This is a genomic window from Streptomyces altiplanensis (genome assembly GCF_053591575.1).
The window spans coordinates 1-18,521 of record NZ_JBSFUB010000053.1 but is presented as its reverse complement, the minus strand read 5'-3'; the positions used below and the strand labels follow the sequence as shown (position 1 = coordinate 18,521).

Genomic DNA, 18,521 nt, shown 5'->3' with positions numbered 1-18,521 from the left:
GGGAGGACCGTTGGGCCCTATGAGGGGCGAACCCAGTTGCCCGAAGTGCGGTGGCCGGGTCAGGGCGCCCGGTCTCTTTTCCGACTCCTGGCAGTGCGATGTGCACGGGACGGTGCATCCGCAGCAGCCCGTGGTCCCGCCCAGCGTGGAGGCCCTCACCGTCGCGGTGAAGCGCGCCAAGGTTCCGGTGTGGATGCCGTGGCCGCTGCCCGTCGGGTGGCTGTTCACCGGGGTGTCCTGCGCGGGTGACGACCGCAGTGGCTCCCGCGCCACCGTCGTCGCCTGCTCCGGGCCCGGACCGCTCGGCGGACTCGGCGAGCTGCTGCTGGTGGCCGAGGAGCTCGGGGTCGGTCTCGGGGCGCGCTACGCGGGCGTGGACGGGCCCGATCCGGGGGCGTACATCGACATGGAGAAACCGCCGCAGGCCAAGGTCCTCGCGGCCGGCCGGCCGGCCCCGCTGTGGCACGTCTCCGGCACCCCCGACGACCGCGCGGTCTTCGCGGGCGAGGCGTGCGGGCTGTGGGTGTGGGCGATCGCCTGGCCGGAGCAGGCGGGCCTGCTGATGTACGACGAACTGATACTGACCGATCTGCGCGACGCGGGCGCGGAAGTGGACCTGGTGCCGTGCGGGGCGCTGTCGCCGCGGCTGCTCTCCTGACGGGAGAGGGGCCGGCTCTCCTGACGGGAGAGGGGACAGGGGGCTGTTCGATTCCCGGCTATCCTGGACCGGTCTCCCGTCCCGCCGAGCCCCGGAGTCACGCGTCGTGCGCATCGACCTGCACACCCACTCCACCGCATCGGACGGCACGGACACCCCCGCGGAACTGGTGCGGGGCGCCGCCGCGGCCGGGCTCGACGTCGTGGCGCTCACCGACCACGACTCGACGCGCGGCCACGCCGAGGCGATCGCCGCGCTCCCGGCGGGGCTGACGCTGGTCACCGGCGCCGAGCTCTCCTGCCGCCTCGACGGCGTCGGGCTGCACATGCTGGCGTACCTCTTCGACCCCGACGAGCCCGAGCTGGCGCGCGAGCGCGAGCTGGTGCGGGACGACCGGGTGCCCCGCGCGCGGGGCATGGTCGCCAGGCTCCAGGAGCTGGGCGTGCCGATCCAGTGGGGGCAGGTGGCCCGTATCGCCGGAGACGGCTCGGTCGGCCGTCCGCACATCGCGTCCGCGCTGATGGAACTCGGCGTCGTCGAGAGTGTCTCCGACGCCTTCACGCCCGACTGGCTGGCCAACGGAGGCCGGGCGTACGTCGAGAAGCACGAGCTGGACCCCTTCGACGCGATCCGCCTCGTCAAGGCGGCCGGCGGAGTCACCGTCTTCGCGCACCCCGCCGCCGTCAAGCGCGGCGAGACCGTTCCCGAGAGCGCGATCGCGGCGCTGGCCGCCGCCGGCCTCGACGGGATCGAGGTCGACCACATGGACCACGACGGGCCCACCCGTACGCGGCTGCGCGGCCTCGCCGCCGACCTGGGGCTGCTGACGACCGGATCCAGCGACTACCACGGCAGCCGCAAGACCGTACAGCTCGGTGAGTACACGACGGACCCCGAGATCTACGGCGAGATCACGCGACGCGCGACCGGCGCCTTCCCGGTGCCCGGCGCGGGCGGAAGCCTCCGCCCGTAACGCCGCACTTCCCCCTCGTACGACCCTCTTCTCGCAAGGCATCACTGTGCTCGACTTTGCCGTTTTCGGATCCCTCTTTCTCACGCTTTTTGTGATTATGGACCCCCCTGGGATCACCCCGATCTTCCTTGCCCTGACCTCGGGCCGGCCCGCCAAGGTGCAGCGCAGGATGGCCTGGCAGGCCGTCGCCGTCGCCTTCGGCGTGATCGCCGTCTTCGGTCTCCTCGGCCAGCAGATCCTCGACTACCTGCACGTGTCCGTGCCGGCGCTGATGATCGCGGGCGGCCTGCTGCTCCTTCTGATCGCGCTCGACCTCCTGACCGGCAAGACCGACGAGCCGACGCAGACCAAGGACGTCAACGTCGCGCTCGTACCGCTGGGAATGCCGCTGCTGGCGGGTCCCGGTGCGATCGTCTCGGTGATCCTCGCCGTGCAGCACGCGGACAGCGCCACGGCGCAGGTCTCGGTCTGGGCGGCGATCGCTGCGATGCACGTGGTCCTGTGGCTGGCCATGCGCTACTCGCTGCTGATCATCCGGGTGATCAAGGACGGCGGCGTGGTCCTGGTGACGCGTCTCGCGGGCATGATGCTGTCCGCGATCGCGGTGCAGCAGATCATCAACGGCGTCACCCAGGTGATCCGGGGCGGCTGACACGCACGAGCGCCCCCGTACGTGACGTACGGGGGCGCTTACCTCAACAAACCACTACGGCGTTACGAAGCCGAGGTCTCGGCCGGGCGGATGTAGATGCGCTGGCCGACAGAGGCGGCCTGCTGCACGATCCGGTTGACGGAGGCGGCGTCCACGACGGTGCTGTCGACGGCGGAACCGTCGACGTCGTCCAGGCGCATGATTTCGAAGCGCAAGGCTTCTCCCTTCGTCTGATCCTCCTGCTGGAGAACTGTGGGTGGGAACGTGAGGCTAGGCGCCGCACGTTCTCTGAGGGTTACAACGGTGTGCACACCGCAGTCATTCCCTACGCTAAAGAAAATTTTCGACTATCTAAATACTCATGGGTAGCGGGACCGGTTGTGCCCGCTCGCTCACGCCACGGACAATGAGATCCGTATGGACGACGCACAGCCTTCGGGCCCCACTGAACTCGACGGGATCGCCGCCCGCCTGGAGCGCACCAACGAGCTGCTCCACCGCATGCTCGCCGAGGTGGCGAAGACCCCTTCCACCCACGCGATCTTCGTCGACGCCGGATACGTCTACGCGGCGGCCGGGCTGCTCGTGACCGGGACCGAGGACCGCAGGTCCTTCGACCTCGACGCGGAAGGGATCATCGAGGCCTTCATCGACAAGGCCCGCACGATCTTCGCGGACAGCAGGCTGCTGCGGGTGTACTGGTACGACGGGGCCAGGCGCCGCATCCACACCACCGAGCAGCAGTCGATCGCCGAGCTGCCCGACGTCAAGGTCCGCCTCGGCAACCTCAACGCCAACAACCAGCAGAAGGGCGTCGACTCCCTGATCCGCACGGACCTGGAATCACTGGCCAGGCACCGCGCCATCAGCGACGCGGCGCTGGTGGGCGGTGACGAGGACCTGGTCTCCGCGGTCGAGGCCGCCCAGGGCTACGGCGCACGGGTCCACCTGTGGGGCATCGAGGCGGGCGAGGGCCGCAACCAGGCCGAACCGCTCCTGTGGGAGGTCGACAGCCAGCGCACGTTCGACCTCGACTTCTGCAAGCCGTACGTCACGCGGCGCCCCGTCACGACGTACGAGAACGAGGGCGCCCCGCGGCCGTCCCGCGAGGACGTCCGCTTCGTCGGCGCGCAGATCGCGGCGGCGTGGCTGGGGGCGCGGGGCCGGGAGTCGCTGGCCGACCTGCTGCCCGGACACCCCTACCTGCCCGGCTCGGTGGACCAGGAGCTCCTGGTGGAGGCGGAGCGGCTGCTCCAGCGGTCCCTGCGCGGCCACGCGGACCTCCGCAGGGCGCTGCGGGACGGCTTCTGGCAGCACCTCCAGGCCCAGTACTAGCCCCCCGGCCGGGGCCGGCGTCACAGGGCGTCCCAGAACCCCGCCAGCGCCTTCGCGGTCTCCTCGGGCCGGTCGGTGTTCGGGGAGTGCCCGGCGCCCTCGACGACCGTCCGGTACGCGCCCAGCCGCTCGGCCATCTCGTCGATCAGGGGCACCGGCCAGGTGTCGTCCGTGGTTCCTGACACCACGTGCACCGCGAGCCCCGCCGCGGAGAGCTCGGCCACGCGGTCCGGCTCGCCCGTCAGCTGCCGGCCGGTGGCGACGAGCTGCGCGGGGTCGTGCCGAAGCCAGCGCGCGCGCAGGGCCGCGCCGTCGAGGTCGGTGTCCTCCGGCGGGTCGAGCGCCTGCATGGCCTCCCACACCTCGGCCATGGTCATGGCGCCGAGAGCCTGCGTCAGCAGTGCGATCCTCTGCTGCTGCGCGGGCGAGACCTCGGCCGGGCCCGACGACATGAGCGTCAGCGAAGCGAACGGCGCCGCGTCGAGCAGGGTGGCCGCGCGGGCGACCTGACCCCCGAGGGAGTGCCCGACGAGGTGCACCGGCGTACCGCAGGCGACCGCCTGCGCATGCACGTCCCGGGCCAACTCGCCCTGCGCGTAAGCCTGTTCGCTGCCCGGCCCGTCGGATTCGTACTGCCCGCGCCCGTCGACCGCGACGACCCGGTACCCGGCCTCGGCGAGCGGCACCAGCATCGCGATGAAGTCCTCCTTGCTCCCGGTGTACCCGGGCAGCAGCAGCGCGGTGCCTCTGGGCTCCGCGCGCCGCGGCCGCGCTTCGAGCGCGGCGAACACACCGCGCGAGGTGCGCAGGGGGAGGGCGCGGGTGCCGGGGGGCGGGGTGAAGGTGGGCGGCCTGCTCATGCGACGAGGCTAGCGGCTGCGCGGCGCGGCGCACGGGCCGCACGGCCGCGCTTTCCGTGGCGGCGGGAGGCCGTGCCCCCGCCGTACGCCGATGGCCCGGCCCCCCGCGAAGGGGAACCGGGCCACCGGGGCGTGCCGGATCAGCTCTCGGGCTGCGCCGCGGCGGCGGCGCGCGTGCGGCGGCGGGGCGCCTTCACCGGAGCCGGGGCCTCGGCGGACGCGGGAGCCTCGGCCGCTGCCTCGGCCGGCTTCGCCGCGCGCGTACGGCGACGGGGCTTCTTCGGGGCCTCGGGCTCCTCCGCGGGAGCGGGGATCTGGGCCTCCGCCGTCTCCGCCACGGCCTCCACCGCGTTCGCCGCACGGGTGCGGCGGCGACGGCGCGGGGTGCGCGGCTCGGCGGCAGGGGTCTCGGGGGCCCCGGACACCGTCTCCGGCACCGCGGTGGCTTCGGCGGAGACCGCCGTCGCCTCGTTCGCGTCCGCCGTCACCGGCGCGCCGTTGCGCGTACGGCGACGCTGACGCGGCGTACGCGGGGCGCGCTCCTCGACGACGGCCGGCGCGGCAGCGGCCGCCGCGGACCTGCGCCCGCGGCCGCCCGTCTCGCCGAGGTCCTCGACCTGCTCCGCGCCCAGACCCGCACGGGTCCGGTCGGCCCGGGGCAGCACGCCCTTCGTACCGGCCGGGATGCTCAGGATCTCGTACAGGTGAGCAGAGGTGGAGTACGTCTCCTCGGGCTCGTCGAACGGCAGGTCCAGCGCCTTGTTGATGAGCTTCCAGCGCGGGATGTCGTCCCAGTCGACCAGCGTGACGGCGATGCCCTTCGCGCCCGCGCGGCCGGTGCGGCCGACGCGGTGCAGGTACGTCTTCTCGTCCTCGGGCGACTGGTAGTTGATGACGTGCGTCACACCCTCGACGTCGATGCCGCGGGCGGCGACGTCGGTGCAGACCAGCACGTCGACCTTGCCGTTGCGGAACGCGCGCAGCGCCTGCTCGCGCGCGCCCTGGCCGAGGTCGCCGTGGACCGCGCCGGAGGCGAAGCCGCGCTTCTCCAGCTGCTCGGCGATGTCGGCGGCGGTCCGCTTCGTACGGCAGAAGATCATCGCGAGCCCGCGGCCGTCGGCCTGGAGGATGCGGGAGACGAGCTCCGGCTTGTCCATGTTGTGGGCGCGGAAGACGTGCTGCGTGATGTTCGCGACGGTCGCGCCCTCGTCGTCGGGCGACGTGGCGCTGATGTGCGTGGGCTGCGACATGTACCGGCGGGCGAGACCGATGACGGCGCCCGGCATGGTCGCCGAGAACAGCATCGTCTGGCGCTTCGGCGGCAGCATCTTCATGATCTTCTCGACGTCGGGCAGGAAGCCCAGGTCGAGCATCTCGTCGGCCTCGTCGAGCACGAGCGAACGCACGTGGGAGAGGTCGAGCTTCTTCTGGCCCGCGAGGTCGAGCAGACGCCCGGGCGTGCCGACGACGATGTCGACGCCCTTCTTGAGCGCCTCGACCTGGGGCTCGTACGCCCGGCCGCCGTAGATGGCGAGCACGCGGACGTTGCGGACCTTGCCGGCCGTCAGCAGGTCGTTGGTGACCTGCTGGCACAGCTCACGGGTGGGGACGACGACGAGCGCCTGCGGAGCCTCGGTCAGCTCCGCGGGCTTGGCCCGGCCCGCCTCGACGTCCGCGGGGACGGTGACGCGCTCCAGCAGGGGAAGGCCGAAGCCGAGCGTCTTGCCGGTGCCGGTCTTGGCCTGGCCGATGACGTCGCTGCCGGAGAGCGCGACGGGGAGCGTCATCTCCTGGATGGGAAAGGGGGACAGAATGCCGACGGCTTCAAGGGCTTCGGCGGTCTCGGAGAGAATCCCGAGGTCTCGGAACGTAGTCAGGGTGCTGCCTCTTCTGTGAGACGCGGCATGACGCGAACGAAGGGGGTCGTACCGTGCCTGTTTCTCGTCCGGCCGCTGATGGGCCGGGTGGCGCGGGACCACGTGCCGTCGCTCAAGCGCTCGTGCCGCTGAGGGGGCCCCTCATCTTGCGGTCGTACGCCTTGGTACGCACCGCGTGGAGGGCTGTCGGGTCGGAGCCGATCGGGCCACCGACCGGGCATCCTCATTCAATTGCGCCGCGAAATACCCTGGGTACTCTGCAGGCGCTTTACCACTGTACCCCGGATTCGCGCAGGTGTGTTGGAACGATTTCCCGGATCGGTGTGACGGGAGTGGCTGACCAGGCCCTTACGTACCGTGCGGAGCGGGCTATTGTGCGGTTCATGGAGACGCCTGACAACGCCATCGCACCCGACGAGACCCCCCGGACCGGTATCGCAGCCCAGGACTGGGCGACGGCGTCCGTCGAGCCGAATTACCACGCCGCGGTCGTGGATCTGCTGGGCGCGCTCGCGTACGGAGAGCTGGCGGCCTTCGAGCGCCTCGCCGAGGACGCCAAGCTCGCCCCGACGCTCGCCGACAAGGCGGAGCTCGCGAAGATGGCGTCGGCGGAGTTCCACCACTTCGAGCGGCTGCGGGACCGGCTGACCGCGATCGACGAGGAGCCGACGGCGGCGATGGAGCCCTTCGCGAAGGCGCTGGACGACTTCCACCGCCAGACCGCGCCGTCGGACTGGCTGGAGGGCCTGGTCAAGGCGTACGTCGGCGACTCGATCGCCAGCGACTTCTACCGCGAGGTCGCGGAGCGGCTCGACTCGGACACCCGGGGACTGGTGCTCGCCGTGCTCGACGACACCGGCCACGGGAACTTCGCGGTGGAGAAGGTGCGCGCCGCGATCGAGGCCGACCCGCGCTGCGGCGGCCGGCTCGCGCTGTGGGCGCGCAGGCTGATGGGTGAGGCGCTCTCGCAGGCGCAGCGGGTCGTGGCGGACCGCGACGCGCTCTCCACGATGCTCGTGGGCGGCGTCGCCGACGGCTTCGACCTGGCGGAGGTGGGACGGATGTTCTCACGGATCACCGAGGCGCACACGAAGCGGATGGCCGCGCTGGGGCTGGCGGCGTAACGCCGCAGGGGGACGTTACGCCGCCGCCGAACGGCGGACGCGGCCCCTGGGGCGGATGAGGAGCGACAGCAGGACCGCTCCCACCGCCACCGCGCCGGCCAGTGTCGCGACGACGTGGCCGGGGCCGAGGGCGGAGTGGGTGACGTACGCGCCGAACAGGGCGCCGAGCGGGCCCGCGGCCAGGACCAGGCGCCGTGAGGGCAGTCGGTCTCCGAGCCGGTGGCCGGCCGCCCAGGCAAGGGCGAAGCCGAGGGCGATGGAGCCGAGAGTTTCCAGGATCACGTGGTTTCCTCCCGTGCAGCCGGGTGCGAATGGGTTGTAGCCCGTACTACCCCCGCCTCGCGGAAGACAACCCTCCGCCGGCCCGGCGGGGAGGACCGGCGCGCAGGCAGACGGAACCGGCCCGGTGGGATGTCCCACCGGGCCGGTTCCGTCTGTGGTGCTGCTGTGCCGTCGACGCCTACAGCGCGCCGAAGCCCACCCTGCGCGCCACCGGCTCGCCGATCTCCACGTAGGCGATCCGGTCCGCGGGGACGAGGACCGTACGGCCCTTCTCGTCCTTGAGGCTGAGCAGCTGCGCCTTGCCGGCCAGCGCGTCGGATACCGCGCGCTCGACCTCCTCGGCGGACTGCCCGCTCTCCAGAACGATCTCCCGGGGCGCGTGCTGCACGCCGATCTTGACCTCCACGGCTATGTCCCTCCGACGATCGGTGCTGCGGTGCGCGGTCAGCCGCGCTGTACGCAGCACACATTAGCCCGGTGAGGGGACACGGAACGCTCCGGCGCCGCACGCCAGAAGCGAACACGGACCGGGAACACGCTCCCGGGGCACGCCGGAAGGCGTTCCGGGGCGCCTTCCGGGACGCGCCGCGTCAGTGCTCCGTGCCGTGCTCCGTGCCGTGCAGCGGGAAGCCCGCGATGCCGCGCCAGGCGAGCGACGTCAGCAGCTGGACCGCCGTGTCGCGCGGGATGGTGCTGCCGCTGGAGAGCCAGTAACGGGCGACCACCTGGGAGACACCGCCGAGCCCGACGGCCAGCAGCATCGACTCGTCCTTGGACAGGCCGGTGTCCTCGGCGATGACCTCACTGATCGCCTCGGCGCACTGGAGCGACACCCGGTCGACGCGCTCGCGCACGGCGGGCTCGTTCGTCAGGTCCGACTCGAAGACCAGGCGGAACGCGCCGCCCTCCTCCTGGACGTACGCGAAATAGGCGTCCATCGTCGCGGCCACGCGCAGCTTGTTCTCCGTGGTCGACGCGAGGGCGGTGCGTACCGCCTGGAGCAGCGACTCGCAGTGCTGGTCGAGGAGGGCCAGGTAGAGCTCCAGCTTGCCCGGGAAGTGCTGGTACAGGACCGGCTTGCTCACCCCGGCCCGCTCGGCGATGTCGTCCATCGCCGCCGCGTGGTACCCCTGTGCGACAAAGACCTCCTGCGCCGCGCCCAGAAGTTGATTGCGTCGGGCTCGGCGGGGCAGGCGCGTGCCTCGTGGGCGTGCCGCCTCTGTCTGCTCGGTGGCTGTCACGCCGCCTCCCATGTCTTTCGGTGTCGCGGCCTTTCAACAGCACGGCCGTTCCGTGCGCCGTGTGCGCCACGCCCGCCATCGTACTTTTGGGTAACCCGCCTGTGCGCGGTGCGGACGCAGAATTTCACGGACCGGACGGCCGCGGAAGGCCGATCAGGCGCTGATCAGGGGCTGATCAGCGGTAGTCGTCCTCGTCGAGGGCCACGACGCGGGCCTGTTCCGCGGCGTCCGCCTCGTTCGCGGAGCCCGGGTCGAGGTCGTCCAGCGGAGCGTCGTGGTTCTCCTGCCACTCCGTGTGCTGCTCCGCGGCGTCCGCCTCGGAGACGTCGTCGTCCAGTACGCCCGGCTCGGCGGGGGGCTCCTCCTCCACTTCCGCGAAGGTGTCCGGATCGGTGGGATCAACAGTCATGCGTGGCTTCCTTCCGGGACGGAGACAGGGGGCGACGCGTACCCCTTTGCTCCGAGGGTAGATCTGTGACGGCGAACACACGATTCAGTACGTGATCGTCTCGTAACATTGCCGCATGTCTTCGACCGAACTGCCCGGATCCAGCCTCGCCGCCGCCACCGCGGTGCCACGGGTCAGTGCCGTGCGGGTCGCCGAGGGCGAGAAGCTGCGCTCCGTCACCCTGCCCGGGCTGACGCTGAACGTACGCACGCGGCCCGCGACGCGCGCCGGCCTCCCGCCCGCGCTGTACGTGCACGGTCTCGGCGGGTCCTCGCAGAACTGGTCGGCGCTGATGCCGCTGCTCGCCGACCACGTGGACGGCGAGGCCGTCGACCTGCCCGGCTTCGGGGACTCCCCGCCGCCGGACGACGGCAACTACTCGCTCAACGGGCAGGCGCGCGCGTGCATTCGGCTGCTCGACGCGAGCGGGCGCGGACCGGTGCACCTCTTCGGGAACTCGCTGGGCGGCGCGGTCGCCACGCGCATCGCGGCCGTCAGGCCCGACCTGGTGCGCACGCTCACGCTCGTCTCGCCCGCCCTCCCGGAACTGCGGGTGCAGCGCACGGCGGTGCCGACCGGGCTGCTCGCACTGCCGGGTGTCGCCTCGCTGTTCGCCCGGCTCAGCAAGGACTGGACGGCGGAGCAGCGCACGCGCGGTGTGATGGCGCTCTGTTACGGCGATCCCGAGGCGGTCGATCCCGAGGCCTTCCGGCATGCCGTGGAGGAGATGGAGCGGCGGCTGCAACTGCCGTACTTCTGGGACGCGATGACGCGTTCGGCGCGGAGCATCGTCGACGCGTACACACTGGGCGGGCAGCACGGCCTGTGGCGGCAGGCCGAGCGGGTGCTCGCGCCGACGCTGCTGGTGTACGGAGGGCGGGACCAGCTCGTGTCGTACCGTATGGCGCGCAGGGCGGCAGCGGCTTTCCGTGATGCGCGGCTGCTGACACTGCCCGACGCCGGGCACGTGGCGATGATGGAATATCCGGAGGCGGTCGCCAGCGCTGTCCGGGAACTGATCGATGACTGCGGTAGGAGCTGATCCGGCGCGTGGGACGTCATAGTCGCCGAGGCCCTGCCCCCAAGGGGGCGACCGGGAATCCCGCCATATCCGGCACCGGCGAGGAAACCGCGGTGGGGCGGGACGCGGGAAGCGGACGGCGCAGGCGCGGGGGAGAGACCGGGTACGACGCCCCGCCGGCGCCCGGGTACCGGCAGGGGCCGCCCCCGCCGCCGCAGCCACGACAACAGCAGTCACAGCAGCGTCAGCAGTACGGCGGCACTCCGGCTCGCGGGGTGCCGCACGTGCGCGGCGGGCACCCCGAGCAGCGTGAGTCCGGCGGCGGCTGGGGCGCCGCGCCGGGCGGGCGGTACGGCGACTGGCAGGCAGCGCCTGGTGGGTCGCAGGGGTCGCATGAGTCGCGGGGGCCGCAAGGGACACAGGGGTCGCATGAGCCGCAAGGGGCGCCGGGGCCTCAGCTGGACTCGACCGGTCCGCAGCCCCAGGTGCGGTTCGCGGCCGGGGCCCGGATACCGGGCCCGCGGCAGGATTTCGTCAAGGCGTTCGACGCCCCGCCCCGGATTCCGTCCGCCCCGCGCGACCCCTCCGGTGCCACGGCGACCGGTCCGGGCCGCCGGGAAGCAGGGGGCGAAGCCGCCGCTGCCGGCGGTCGTCGTGACCACGACGGTCACGACGGGCACGACGGTGATTTCGGCGGGGCGGGCGACGCGCCGGCCAGGAACGGCAAGGGGCGGACCTTCACCGGGGTCGCCGCAGCCGCGGTGACCACCGTGCTCGCCGTTGTGGTGGCCGGGCAGGTCGCCCAGGGCGAGAAGGAGTCCGCCGCGGCCCCGGTCGCCGGGGGCCGGAGCGCCAAGGAGAGCGACACCTCCCGTTCGGACGCCCGGCCGACGCCGTCCCGGAAAGCGGAAGCCGCCCCGGCGACGTACGAGCAGCAGATGGCCAGGACGTATCCGATCGACCCGAAGCTGACGGCGGACGGCGACTTCGAGGCGATCGGCGGCTTCGACAAGGCGCCCGGCAAGGGACAGAAGTTCTCCTACCGGGTGGACGTCGAGAAGGGGCTCGGACTCGACGGCGCCCTCTTCGCCCGCGCCGTGCAGGAGACCCTCAACGACGACCGGAGCTGGGCGCACAACGGTGCCATGACGTTCGAGCGGATCTCCTCCGGGCGGCCGGACTTCGTCATCACGCTCGCGAGCCCGGGCACCACGGGGGTGTGGTGCGCGAAGTCGGGTCTCGACACGCTCTCCGGCAACGTCTCGTGCGATTCGGCGGCGACCGAGCGCGTCATGATCAACGCGTACCGGTGGGCGCAGGGGGCGAAGACGTTCGGCAAGGACAAGATGTTCGAGTACCGCCAGATGCTGATCAACCACGAGATCGGCCACCGGCTCGGGCACGGTCACAAGAACTGCGAGACCCCCGGCGAACTCGCGCCGATCATGCAGCAGCAGACGAAGTCGCTGGACATCGACGGCATCAAGTGCAAGCCCAACGCCTGGGTGTATCCCGGCAATTGAGGCCGTTGCGCACTGGCCGCAGTCTGACACCCCGTAATCACGCAACCCCTTAGCGCGACCGAACGTCGCTGCGGGGCGAAAGTTACGCGCGTTCACCCCTTTTGGTGGCGCGACGGACAACCGTCCGTCGCGTCACCGGCATGTCCGCATACGGTCGTCCCGCTGTGAGCCGCCGGACCAACGGCGGCCGCCCGCAAGGGAGATCGGAGGTGCGCCCGTGCGGATCGGACTGCTTACGGAGGGTGGCTATCCGTATGCCACCGGTGAGTCCAGGCTCTGGTGCGACCGGCTCGTGCGCGGGCTCGCGCAGCACGAATTCGACGTCTACGCCCTGAGCCGCAGCGCCCGTCAGGAGGCGCAGGGCCGGATCCGCCTGCCGCCCCAGGTGCGGCGCGTGCGCACCGCACCGCTGTGGGCGCCGCAGGGCGACGGCAGGGCGTACGGCCGGCGCGAACGGCGCCGCTTCGCCGGGCACTTCGGGGAACTGGCCGACGCGATCTGCGCGCCGGACGGAGAAGAGGCGGGCGCCCGCTTCGCCGACGGTCTCTACGGACTCGCGGAACTGGCCACCGAGCGCGGCGGCCTCCAGGCCGCCCTGCGCTCCGAAACCGCCGTACGCACCCTCGAAGCCGCCTGCCGTGCCCCCGGCGCCAACCGCGCGGTGCGCGCCGCGAAGGTCTCCGACCACCTCGAAACCGTCGGCCTGCTGGAGCGGGCGCTGCGGCCCCTGTCCCTGGACTGGTACGACGCGCAGAGCCTCGGCGCCGTCGACCTGTGCCACGCGGCTTCCGGCGGGGCCGCCGCCCTGCCGGGACTGCTCGCCGGGCGCTTCTTCGGCGTCCCGCTGCTGGTCACCGAGTACGGCGTACAGCTGCGCGCGTACTACCTCGCCGCCGGCGGCACGTCCCGGAGCGTGCCGGTGCGGACGCTCCTGGCCGCCTTCCACGGCAGGCTCGCCGCCGAGGTGTACGCCCGGGCCGCCCTCATCACGCCGGGCAACGCGCACGCCAGGCGGTGGCAGGAGCGGTGCGGCGCCGACCGCGCCAAACTGCGTACCGTCCACCCCGGCATGGAGTCCGGCCGTTTCGCGGCCGTGGGGGAGGGGAGCGACGGCGGCGACCCCCGGACGCTGGTCTGGGTCGGCCGCGTCGAGCCCGCCAAGGACCTCGTCTCGCTGCTGCACGCCTTCGCCGAGGTGCGCAAGGAGGAGCCGCAGGCCCGGCTGCGCATCGTCCACAGCCGGCACGGGCAGGACGCCGGGGCCACCGCCTATCTCGCGCACTGCGAGGCGCTCGCCGCCCAGCTCTTCCCCGACGAGGCGGCCGACGCGCACGCCGTCGGCGACAACCCCGTCTCCTTCGAGGACATCGGCGGCCCCGAGGCGGCGGACCTGGCCGACGCGTACGCCGCGGGGAGCGTGGTGGTGCTCTCCAGCGTGGTCGAAGGCTTCCCGGTCAGCCTGGTCGAGGCGATGTTCTGCGGACGCGCCACGGTCTCGACGGACGTCGGCGCGGTCGTCGAAGTCATCGGCGGTACGGGCCTGGTGGTCCCGCCGCGCAATCCCCGCGCGCTGGCCGGCGCCTGTGTGGCACTGCTGCGCGATCCGCGGCGGCGCGAACGGCTGGGTGCGGCGGCGCGCGCACGCGCGCTCGAACTCTTCACGGTCGAGCAGAACATCGCGGCATTTCGCGGCATTTACCTGGAGTTGATCTCGCGCTGCCCGGTGCGCCGCGAAGTGCTCGGGACGGACGGTGAGCCCCTGCTCTTCGCCAACCCGGCGGAAGCGCATGTGCCGGGCCGCTGGGCGGGAGGCGGTGCGGGCGGTCCGGGCGGCGGGGCGCCGGGGCCGCGCTGGGCGAAGGGCGCCGGTGCGGCCCGGCCGGTGGGCGCGGGTGCGGGGCCGGGGACGGGAGAGCGTGATGTCTGAGCCGCGCAGTCGGCGGGAACCGGCGAGATCCCCCGCGGCCGCGGCCGCAGCCACGACCGCAGCCGCGGCCGTCGGAGCAGGGGACACGGCGATGAGCGCATCCCGTACGCCGGCTGCCCCCGGTCGCACCGGGGGCTCGGGGAACCACCCGCCGCGCCGCGGGCCCGCCGACCCCGTGCGGGCGCTCATGCACCGGCACCGGGAGCTCTGCGAACGGGCCGTCGACCCACTGGAGATCGCCGCCGGTCTCGAAGCGCACGGAGTGACCGACAGGACCGCCGCGCGCTTCCGCCACCGGGACGTCTTCGCGCTCGCCGAGGAGCTGTACGCACGCGTGCCGCGCGCCGGTGACAGCGTCGGGGAGCCCCCGGCGCCCGGGACGCCCACGCGCGCCGGCTGGATCGTGTACGCGCTGCTGCCCGGCGCCGCCTGCGTCCTCACCGCCGCGGGGATCGAACTGACGGACGGACGGGCGGAGTTGGCGGTCGGTGCGACCGGGGCCCTGGTCGCCGCGGTCACGCTCGTCCTGTGCCTGCGCCACGGGCCCCTGCGCGCCGAGGGGCGCACGGCACCCGCCGCGCGCCTGTGGGTGTGCTGGCTGCTCGGATACGCCGTCTTCGGCGACGGACTGCTCGGCCGGCTCGTCGCGGGCGGCCCCGGTCCTGGCTCCGGTCCCGGTTCTGGCCTCGGTCCCGGTTCTGGCCTCGAAGGGCCCTGGCCGGTGGCGACGACGACGCTGGTGGCCCTCGCCGTGGCACCGGCCCCCGCGGCCTGGTGCGCGCACCTCATCGCCGTACGGGCGCGGCGCGGACTCGCCGCGAGCCGTGGCACCGAGGAGTTCGCGGCGGCGGCCCGACCCCTCGTGCTCGGCGTCACCGGACTGTTCACGGGCGTGCTCCTCTGCCTCCACGTCGGGGCGGGAAGCGTGACCGGCGACAGCGGGTGGGCCGCTCCGGCGTCCGGCGTCGCCCTCGGCACGCTCCTCTTCCTCGCCCGCCTGCTCACCGTCCACGGCTTCTCCAGGCCCGCAACCACCGGGCTCGCCGCCGCGTCCGCCGTGCAGATCGCCGCGCTTTCCGCCGTACTCGCCGCGCGCCTGCCCGGTTGCGGCTTCCTCGCCCGGCCCGTCGAGGTGCTCGTGGAGCCCGGCGGCGCGGGCGCCGTCCCGGCGGCCGCCTGCGCCCTGGCCGCGCTCGCCCTGCTCGTCCACGCCACGGCGGCGCTCTCCCGCGCCTCCGCCCACGCGCCCGGACCCGGAACGCCCTACGCATCCGACGCATCCGGCCCGCAGGGTCCGCACTGACCGCACAGATCCGCCACCACCACCGCCTCCGCCATCGTCACCGCCTCCCGCGGAGCCGACGTCGCGGGCGTACACCGCAGCACTCACCGAAACACCCCCGAAGGAGAACGTGATCATGACCCCCCAACCCCCAGCATCAGCCGGTCGGCACCGAGGGGACGCGCGATGAGGGTCCTGCTGCTGGGTGCCAACGGATATCTCGGCCGCTTCGTCGCCGACCGGCTGCTCGCCGACCCGGCCGTGCAGCTCACCGCCCTCGGGCGGGGCGACGACGCCGACGTACGGTTCGACCTCGCCACCGGCAGCCCCGGTGCGCTGACCCGCTTCCTGAACGCCGTCCACCCCGGAGTCGTCATCAACTGCGCGGGCGCCACCCGCGGCGGCGCCCGCGACCTGACCCGGCACAACACCGTCGCCGTCGCCACCGTCTGCGAGGCCCTGCGCCGCAGCGGCTGCGGGGCGCGGCTCGTGCAGCTGGGGTGCGCCGCCGAGTACGGGCCCTCGCAGCCGGGTTCGTCCACCGCCGAGGACGCCGTACCCCGCCCCGGCGGCCCGTACGGCGTGAGCAAGCTCGCCGCCACCGAGCTGGTGCTCGGCTCCGGGCTCGACGCCGTCGTGCTCCGGGTCTTCTCGCCGGTCGGGCCCGGTACGCCCGCCGGCTCGCCGCTCGGCCGGCTCGCCGAGGCGATGCGCCGCGCGATGCAGTCCGGGGACGGCGAGCTGAAGCTCGGCGGCCTCGGCGTGCAGCGCGACTTCGTCGACGTGCGCGACGTGGCGCGCGCCGTGCACGCCGCCTCCCTCTCCGCCGCGCAGGGCGCCATCAACATCGGCACCGGCCGCGCGGTCCGGTTGCGGGACGCCGCCGCGGTCCTGGCCAGGGTCGCGGGCTACGGCGGTGCCCTGCACGAGCTCGACGCCCCTCCCGGTTACGCCGCGGGCAGCGCGTCGGCGGCGGCGCGCAACGGTGGGGTGGGCGGCGTGCTCGCCTCGGTGGGCGCACCGCGCGGCGAGATGGCCCCGGAGCACCTGGGAGCCCCGTACCCGTACCCGGACGGCTGCGGCAGCTGGCAGCAGGCCGATGTGCGCACCGCGCGCGACCGGCTCGGCTGGCGTCCCCGGATCAACCTGGAGGAGTCGCTCGCCGACATCTGGATGGAGGCCGCGTGCCGCATCTGACCACGCCCCGGCTGCGGCAGGCCGCGACCGCCGCCGACCGTCTGGGCTTCGGGGTCCCCGGCTACGCCCACCCGCTCGTCGCCCCGGTCGAATGGGCCGAACTCACCCGCCCGGGGGCCCCCTTGCACTGGGTGGTGCTCAACGTCTCCAACGGCCCGGGCGCCCGCCCCGACCCGCACTGCCTGGAGGCCGCGGGCCGCATCCGCAACGCCGGTGTCAGGGTGCTGGGCCGGCTCGACGCGGTGTACGGAGCGAGACCTTTCGGCGAACTCGTCTCCGACGCGCACCGGTTCCGCGACTGGTACCGCGTCGACGGCTTCTATCTGGACCGCTGTCCCACCGACCGGACAGAGCTCCCCGGGGTGCGGCGCCTCGGTGCCGCGCTGTCCGCACTGGCCGACGGCGGCGGCCACCTGGTCCTCGGCCACGGCACGCACCCGCACCCGGGCTACGCGGAGACCGCCGACCAGCTGGTGACGTTCTCGGGACCGTGGGCGGACTACCGCTGGTCACAGGTGGCGGAGTGGACCGCGGACCATCCGCCCGAGCGCTTCTGCCACCTGGTGCACGGCCTGCCGCGTACGCACCTGGAGGAGGCCGTGCGGATCGCCCGCTGGCAGGGCGCGGGGACGGTCTTCCTGACCGACCGCAGCGACCCTGACGGACAAACCGACCCATTCGAGACACTGCCCGGTTACTGGGACGAAATCGTCTCGCGGATCGGACCGGGTGTCTCGGAATGAGGAGGGGCGTGGCAGTGTTACGCGGAGAACAACCGTACTGATTGACCGACCTACGGAGTCCCCGTGTCGCTGCCACCCCTGGTCGAGCCCGCTGCCGAGCTCACTGTCGACGAGGTTCGCCGGTACTCCCGCCACCTGATCATCCCGGATGTCGGGATGGACGGGCAGAAGCGGCTGAAGAACGCCAAGGTGCTCGCCGTGGGCGCCGGCGGCCTGGGTTCGCCCGCGCTGATGTACCTCGCGGCCGCCGGCGTGGGAACGCTCGGCATCGTGGAGTTCGACGAGGTCGACGAGTCGAACCTGCAGCGCCAGATCATCCACAGCCAGGCCGACATCGGCCGCTCGAAGGCCGAGTCCGCCCGCGACTCGGTCCTCGGCATCAACCCCTACGTGAATGTGGTCCTTCACGAAGAGCGGCTCGAAGCCGAGAACGTGATGGAGATCTTCTCCCAGTACGACCTGATCGTCGACGGCACCGACAACTTCGCGACCCGCTACCTGGTCAACGACGCGTGCGTGCTCCTGAACAAGCCGTACGTCTGGGGCTCGATCTACCGCTTCGACGGCCAGGCGTCCGTGTTCTGGTCCGAGCACGGCCCCTGCTACCGCTGCCTCTACCCCGAGCCCCCGCCGCCGGGCATGGTCCCGTCCTGCGCCGAGGGCGGCGTGCTGGGCGTGCTCTGCGCGTCCATCGGCTCCATCCAGGTCACCGAGGCGATCAAGCTCCTGGCCGGCGTGGGCGACCCGCTGGTCGGCCGGCTGATGATCTACGACGCCCTGGAGATGCAGTACCGCCAGGTCAAGGTCCGCAAGGACCCGGACTGCGCGGTCTGCGGCGAGAACCCGACCGTCACCGAGCTCATCGACTACGAGGCCTTCTGCGGCGTCGTGTCCGAGGAGGCGCAGGAGGCGGCGCTCGGCTCCACGATCACTCCCCAGCAGCTCAAGGAGTGGATCGACGCCGACGAGAAGATCGAGATCATCGACGTCCGCGAGCCGAACGAGTACGAGATCGTCTCCATCCCGGGCGCGCGGCTGATCCCCAAGAACGAGTTCCTGATGGGCGCCGCCCTCCAGGACATGCCGCAGGACAAGCGCATCGTCCTGCACTGCAAGACGGGTGTCCGCAGTGCGGAGGTCCTCGCGGTGCTCAAGTCCGCGGGCTTCGCGGACGCGGTGCACGTCGGTGGCGGCGTCATCGGCTGGATCAACCAGATCGAGCCGGAGAAGCCGATCTACTAGGTCTTCGCCGTACGCGGGCGATTCGCTGTACGCAGGCAGGAAGGGGCCGCCCCGCACGTCACGTGCGGGGCCGTACGACGCGCCCTTGTTGTCGGTGTTGTTCTTGTAGAGGTGGATCGGCTGGGCGCCCGGCAGC

At 72.7% G+C, this 18,521-nt stretch carries 19 protein-coding genes; 12 read left to right on the top strand and 7 right to left on the bottom strand.

The genetic code is table 11. From position 1 onward, the window contains the following. Positions 1-19: 19 nt before the first annotated feature. The 3 genes from ACWD0Y_RS22265 to ACWD0Y_RS22255 all read left to right on the top strand — a co-directional run bounded on the left by ACWD0Y_RS22265 (position 20) and on the right by ACWD0Y_RS22255 (position 2,283). Positions 20-658: a DUF6758 family protein gene (locus tag ACWD0Y_RS22265; protein ID WP_450262058.1), complete on the top strand. Its 639-nt coding sequence runs from the start codon at positions 20-22 to the stop codon at positions 656-658. Between the two features lie 106 nt (positions 659-764). After that, complete coding sequence (locus ACWD0Y_RS22260; protein ID WP_450262057.1) at positions 765-1,631, top strand: PHP domain-containing protein; 867 nt, start codon at positions 765-767, stop codon at positions 1,629-1,631. A 46-nt stretch (positions 1,632-1,677) separates the two neighbouring features. Further along, positions 1,678-2,283 carry a MarC family protein gene (locus ACWD0Y_RS22255; protein ID WP_093799181.1) on the top strand — a complete coding sequence of 202 codons (606 nt, stop codon included), beginning with the start codon at positions 1,678-1,680 and terminating at the stop codon, positions 2,281-2,283. 62 nt (positions 2,284-2,345) lie between these two features. On the opposite strand, the gene ACWD0Y_RS22250 is transcribed toward ACWD0Y_RS22255, so the two are convergent. After that, positions 2,346-2,498 (bottom strand): hypothetical protein, encoded by a 153-nt coding sequence (locus tag ACWD0Y_RS22250; RefSeq protein ID WP_093799180.1) that lies wholly within the window; start codon positions 2,496-2,498, stop codon positions 2,346-2,348. A gap of 202 nt (positions 2,499-2,700) precedes the next feature. On the opposite strand from ACWD0Y_RS22250, the gene ACWD0Y_RS22245 reads away from it, so the two are divergent. Next, on the top strand, positions 2,701-3,618 hold the full coding sequence (locus tag ACWD0Y_RS22245; RefSeq protein WP_093799179.1) for an NYN domain-containing protein: 918 nt from the start codon (positions 2,701-2,703) through the stop codon (positions 3,616-3,618). Positions 3,619-3,638: 20 nt separating this feature from the next. Here the strand turns inward: ACWD0Y_RS22245 and ACWD0Y_RS22240 are convergent, their stop codons facing one another. Then, the gene (locus ACWD0Y_RS22240) at positions 3,639-4,478 is read right to left on the bottom strand and encodes an alpha/beta fold hydrolase (protein WP_450262056.1); all 840 of its coding nucleotides are present in this window, start codon (positions 4,476-4,478) and stop codon (positions 3,639-3,641) included. Positions 4,479-4,618: 140 nt separating this feature from the next. Beyond that, on the bottom strand, positions 4,619-6,265 hold the full coding sequence (locus tag ACWD0Y_RS22235; protein WP_450262055.1) for a DEAD/DEAH box helicase: 1,647 nt from the start codon (positions 6,263-6,265) through the stop codon (positions 4,619-4,621). Between the two features lie 464 nt (positions 6,266-6,729). Between ACWD0Y_RS22235 and ACWD0Y_RS22230 the strand changes: the two genes are divergently transcribed. Beyond that, positions 6,730-7,479 (top strand): ferritin-like fold-containing protein, encoded by a 750-nt coding sequence (locus ACWD0Y_RS22230; protein ID WP_450262054.1) that lies wholly within the window; start codon positions 6,730-6,732, stop codon positions 7,477-7,479. Positions 7,480-7,494: 15 nt separating this feature from the next. Here ACWD0Y_RS22230 and ACWD0Y_RS22225 read toward each other — a convergent pair whose 3' ends face one another. The 4 genes from ACWD0Y_RS22225 to ACWD0Y_RS22210 form a co-directional block, all read right to left on the bottom strand. Continuing rightward, positions 7,495-7,761, bottom strand: a complete 267-nt coding sequence (locus ACWD0Y_RS22225; RefSeq protein WP_093799177.1) for a hypothetical protein — start codon at positions 7,759-7,761, stop codon at positions 7,495-7,497. Between the two features lie 178 nt (positions 7,762-7,939). Further along, positions 7,940-8,167 carry a DUF3107 domain-containing protein gene (locus tag ACWD0Y_RS22220; RefSeq protein ID WP_218058186.1) on the bottom strand — a complete coding sequence of 76 codons (228 nt, stop codon included), beginning with the start codon at positions 8,165-8,167 and terminating at the stop codon, positions 7,940-7,942. Positions 8,168-8,351: 184 nt separating this feature from the next. Beyond that, positions 8,352-9,002 (bottom strand): TetR/AcrR family transcriptional regulator, encoded by a 651-nt coding sequence (locus ACWD0Y_RS22215; RefSeq protein ID WP_450262053.1) that lies wholly within the window; start codon positions 9,000-9,002, stop codon positions 8,352-8,354. Between the two features lie 175 nt (positions 9,003-9,177). After that, complete coding sequence (locus ACWD0Y_RS22210; RefSeq protein ID WP_450262052.1) at positions 9,178-9,411, bottom strand: hypothetical protein; 234 nt, start codon at positions 9,409-9,411, stop codon at positions 9,178-9,180. A 115-nt stretch (positions 9,412-9,526) separates the two neighbouring features. Here ACWD0Y_RS22210 and ACWD0Y_RS22205 point away from each other — a divergent pair, with 115 nt between their 5' ends. From ACWD0Y_RS22205 to moeZ, 7 genes are all read left to right on the top strand, one after another. Then, positions 9,527-10,492 (top strand): alpha/beta fold hydrolase, encoded by a 966-nt coding sequence (locus ACWD0Y_RS22205; RefSeq protein ID WP_450262051.1) that lies wholly within the window; start codon positions 9,527-9,529, stop codon positions 10,490-10,492. Between the two features lie 8 nt (positions 10,493-10,500). Continuing rightward, positions 10,501-11,994: a DUF3152 domain-containing protein gene (locus tag ACWD0Y_RS22200; protein WP_450262050.1), complete on the top strand. Its 1,494-nt coding sequence runs from the start codon at positions 10,501-10,503 to the stop codon at positions 11,992-11,994. Positions 11,995-12,211: 217 nt separating this feature from the next. Continuing rightward, a complete protein-coding gene (locus ACWD0Y_RS22195) occupies positions 12,212-13,921 on the top strand; it encodes a DUF3492 domain-containing protein (RefSeq protein WP_450262049.1) in 1,710 nt (569 codons plus the stop codon). A gap of 91 nt (positions 13,922-14,012) precedes the next feature. Further along, a complete protein-coding gene (locus tag ACWD0Y_RS22190) occupies positions 14,013-15,224 on the top strand; it encodes a hypothetical protein (protein ID WP_450262048.1) in 1,212 nt (403 codons plus the stop codon). Between the two features lie 165 nt (positions 15,225-15,389). Beyond that, positions 15,390-16,400 (top strand): NAD-dependent epimerase/dehydratase family protein, encoded by a 1,011-nt coding sequence (locus tag ACWD0Y_RS22185; RefSeq protein WP_450262047.1) that lies wholly within the window; start codon positions 15,390-15,392, stop codon positions 16,398-16,400. Further along, the gene (locus ACWD0Y_RS22180) at positions 16,388-17,143 is read left to right on the top strand and encodes a spherulation-specific family 4 protein (protein ID WP_450262046.1); all 756 of its coding nucleotides are present in this window, start codon (positions 16,388-16,390) and stop codon (positions 17,141-17,143) included. The genes ACWD0Y_RS22185 and ACWD0Y_RS22180 overlap by 13 nt, the downstream gene beginning before the upstream one ends. Positions 17,144-17,206: 63 nt before the next feature. After that, on the top strand, positions 17,207-18,385 hold the full coding sequence (moeZ, locus tag ACWD0Y_RS22175) for an adenylyltransferase/sulfurtransferase MoeZ (protein ID WP_450262045.1): 1,179 nt from the start codon (positions 17,207-17,209) through the stop codon (positions 18,383-18,385). Positions 18,386-18,521 lie beyond the last annotated feature (136 nt).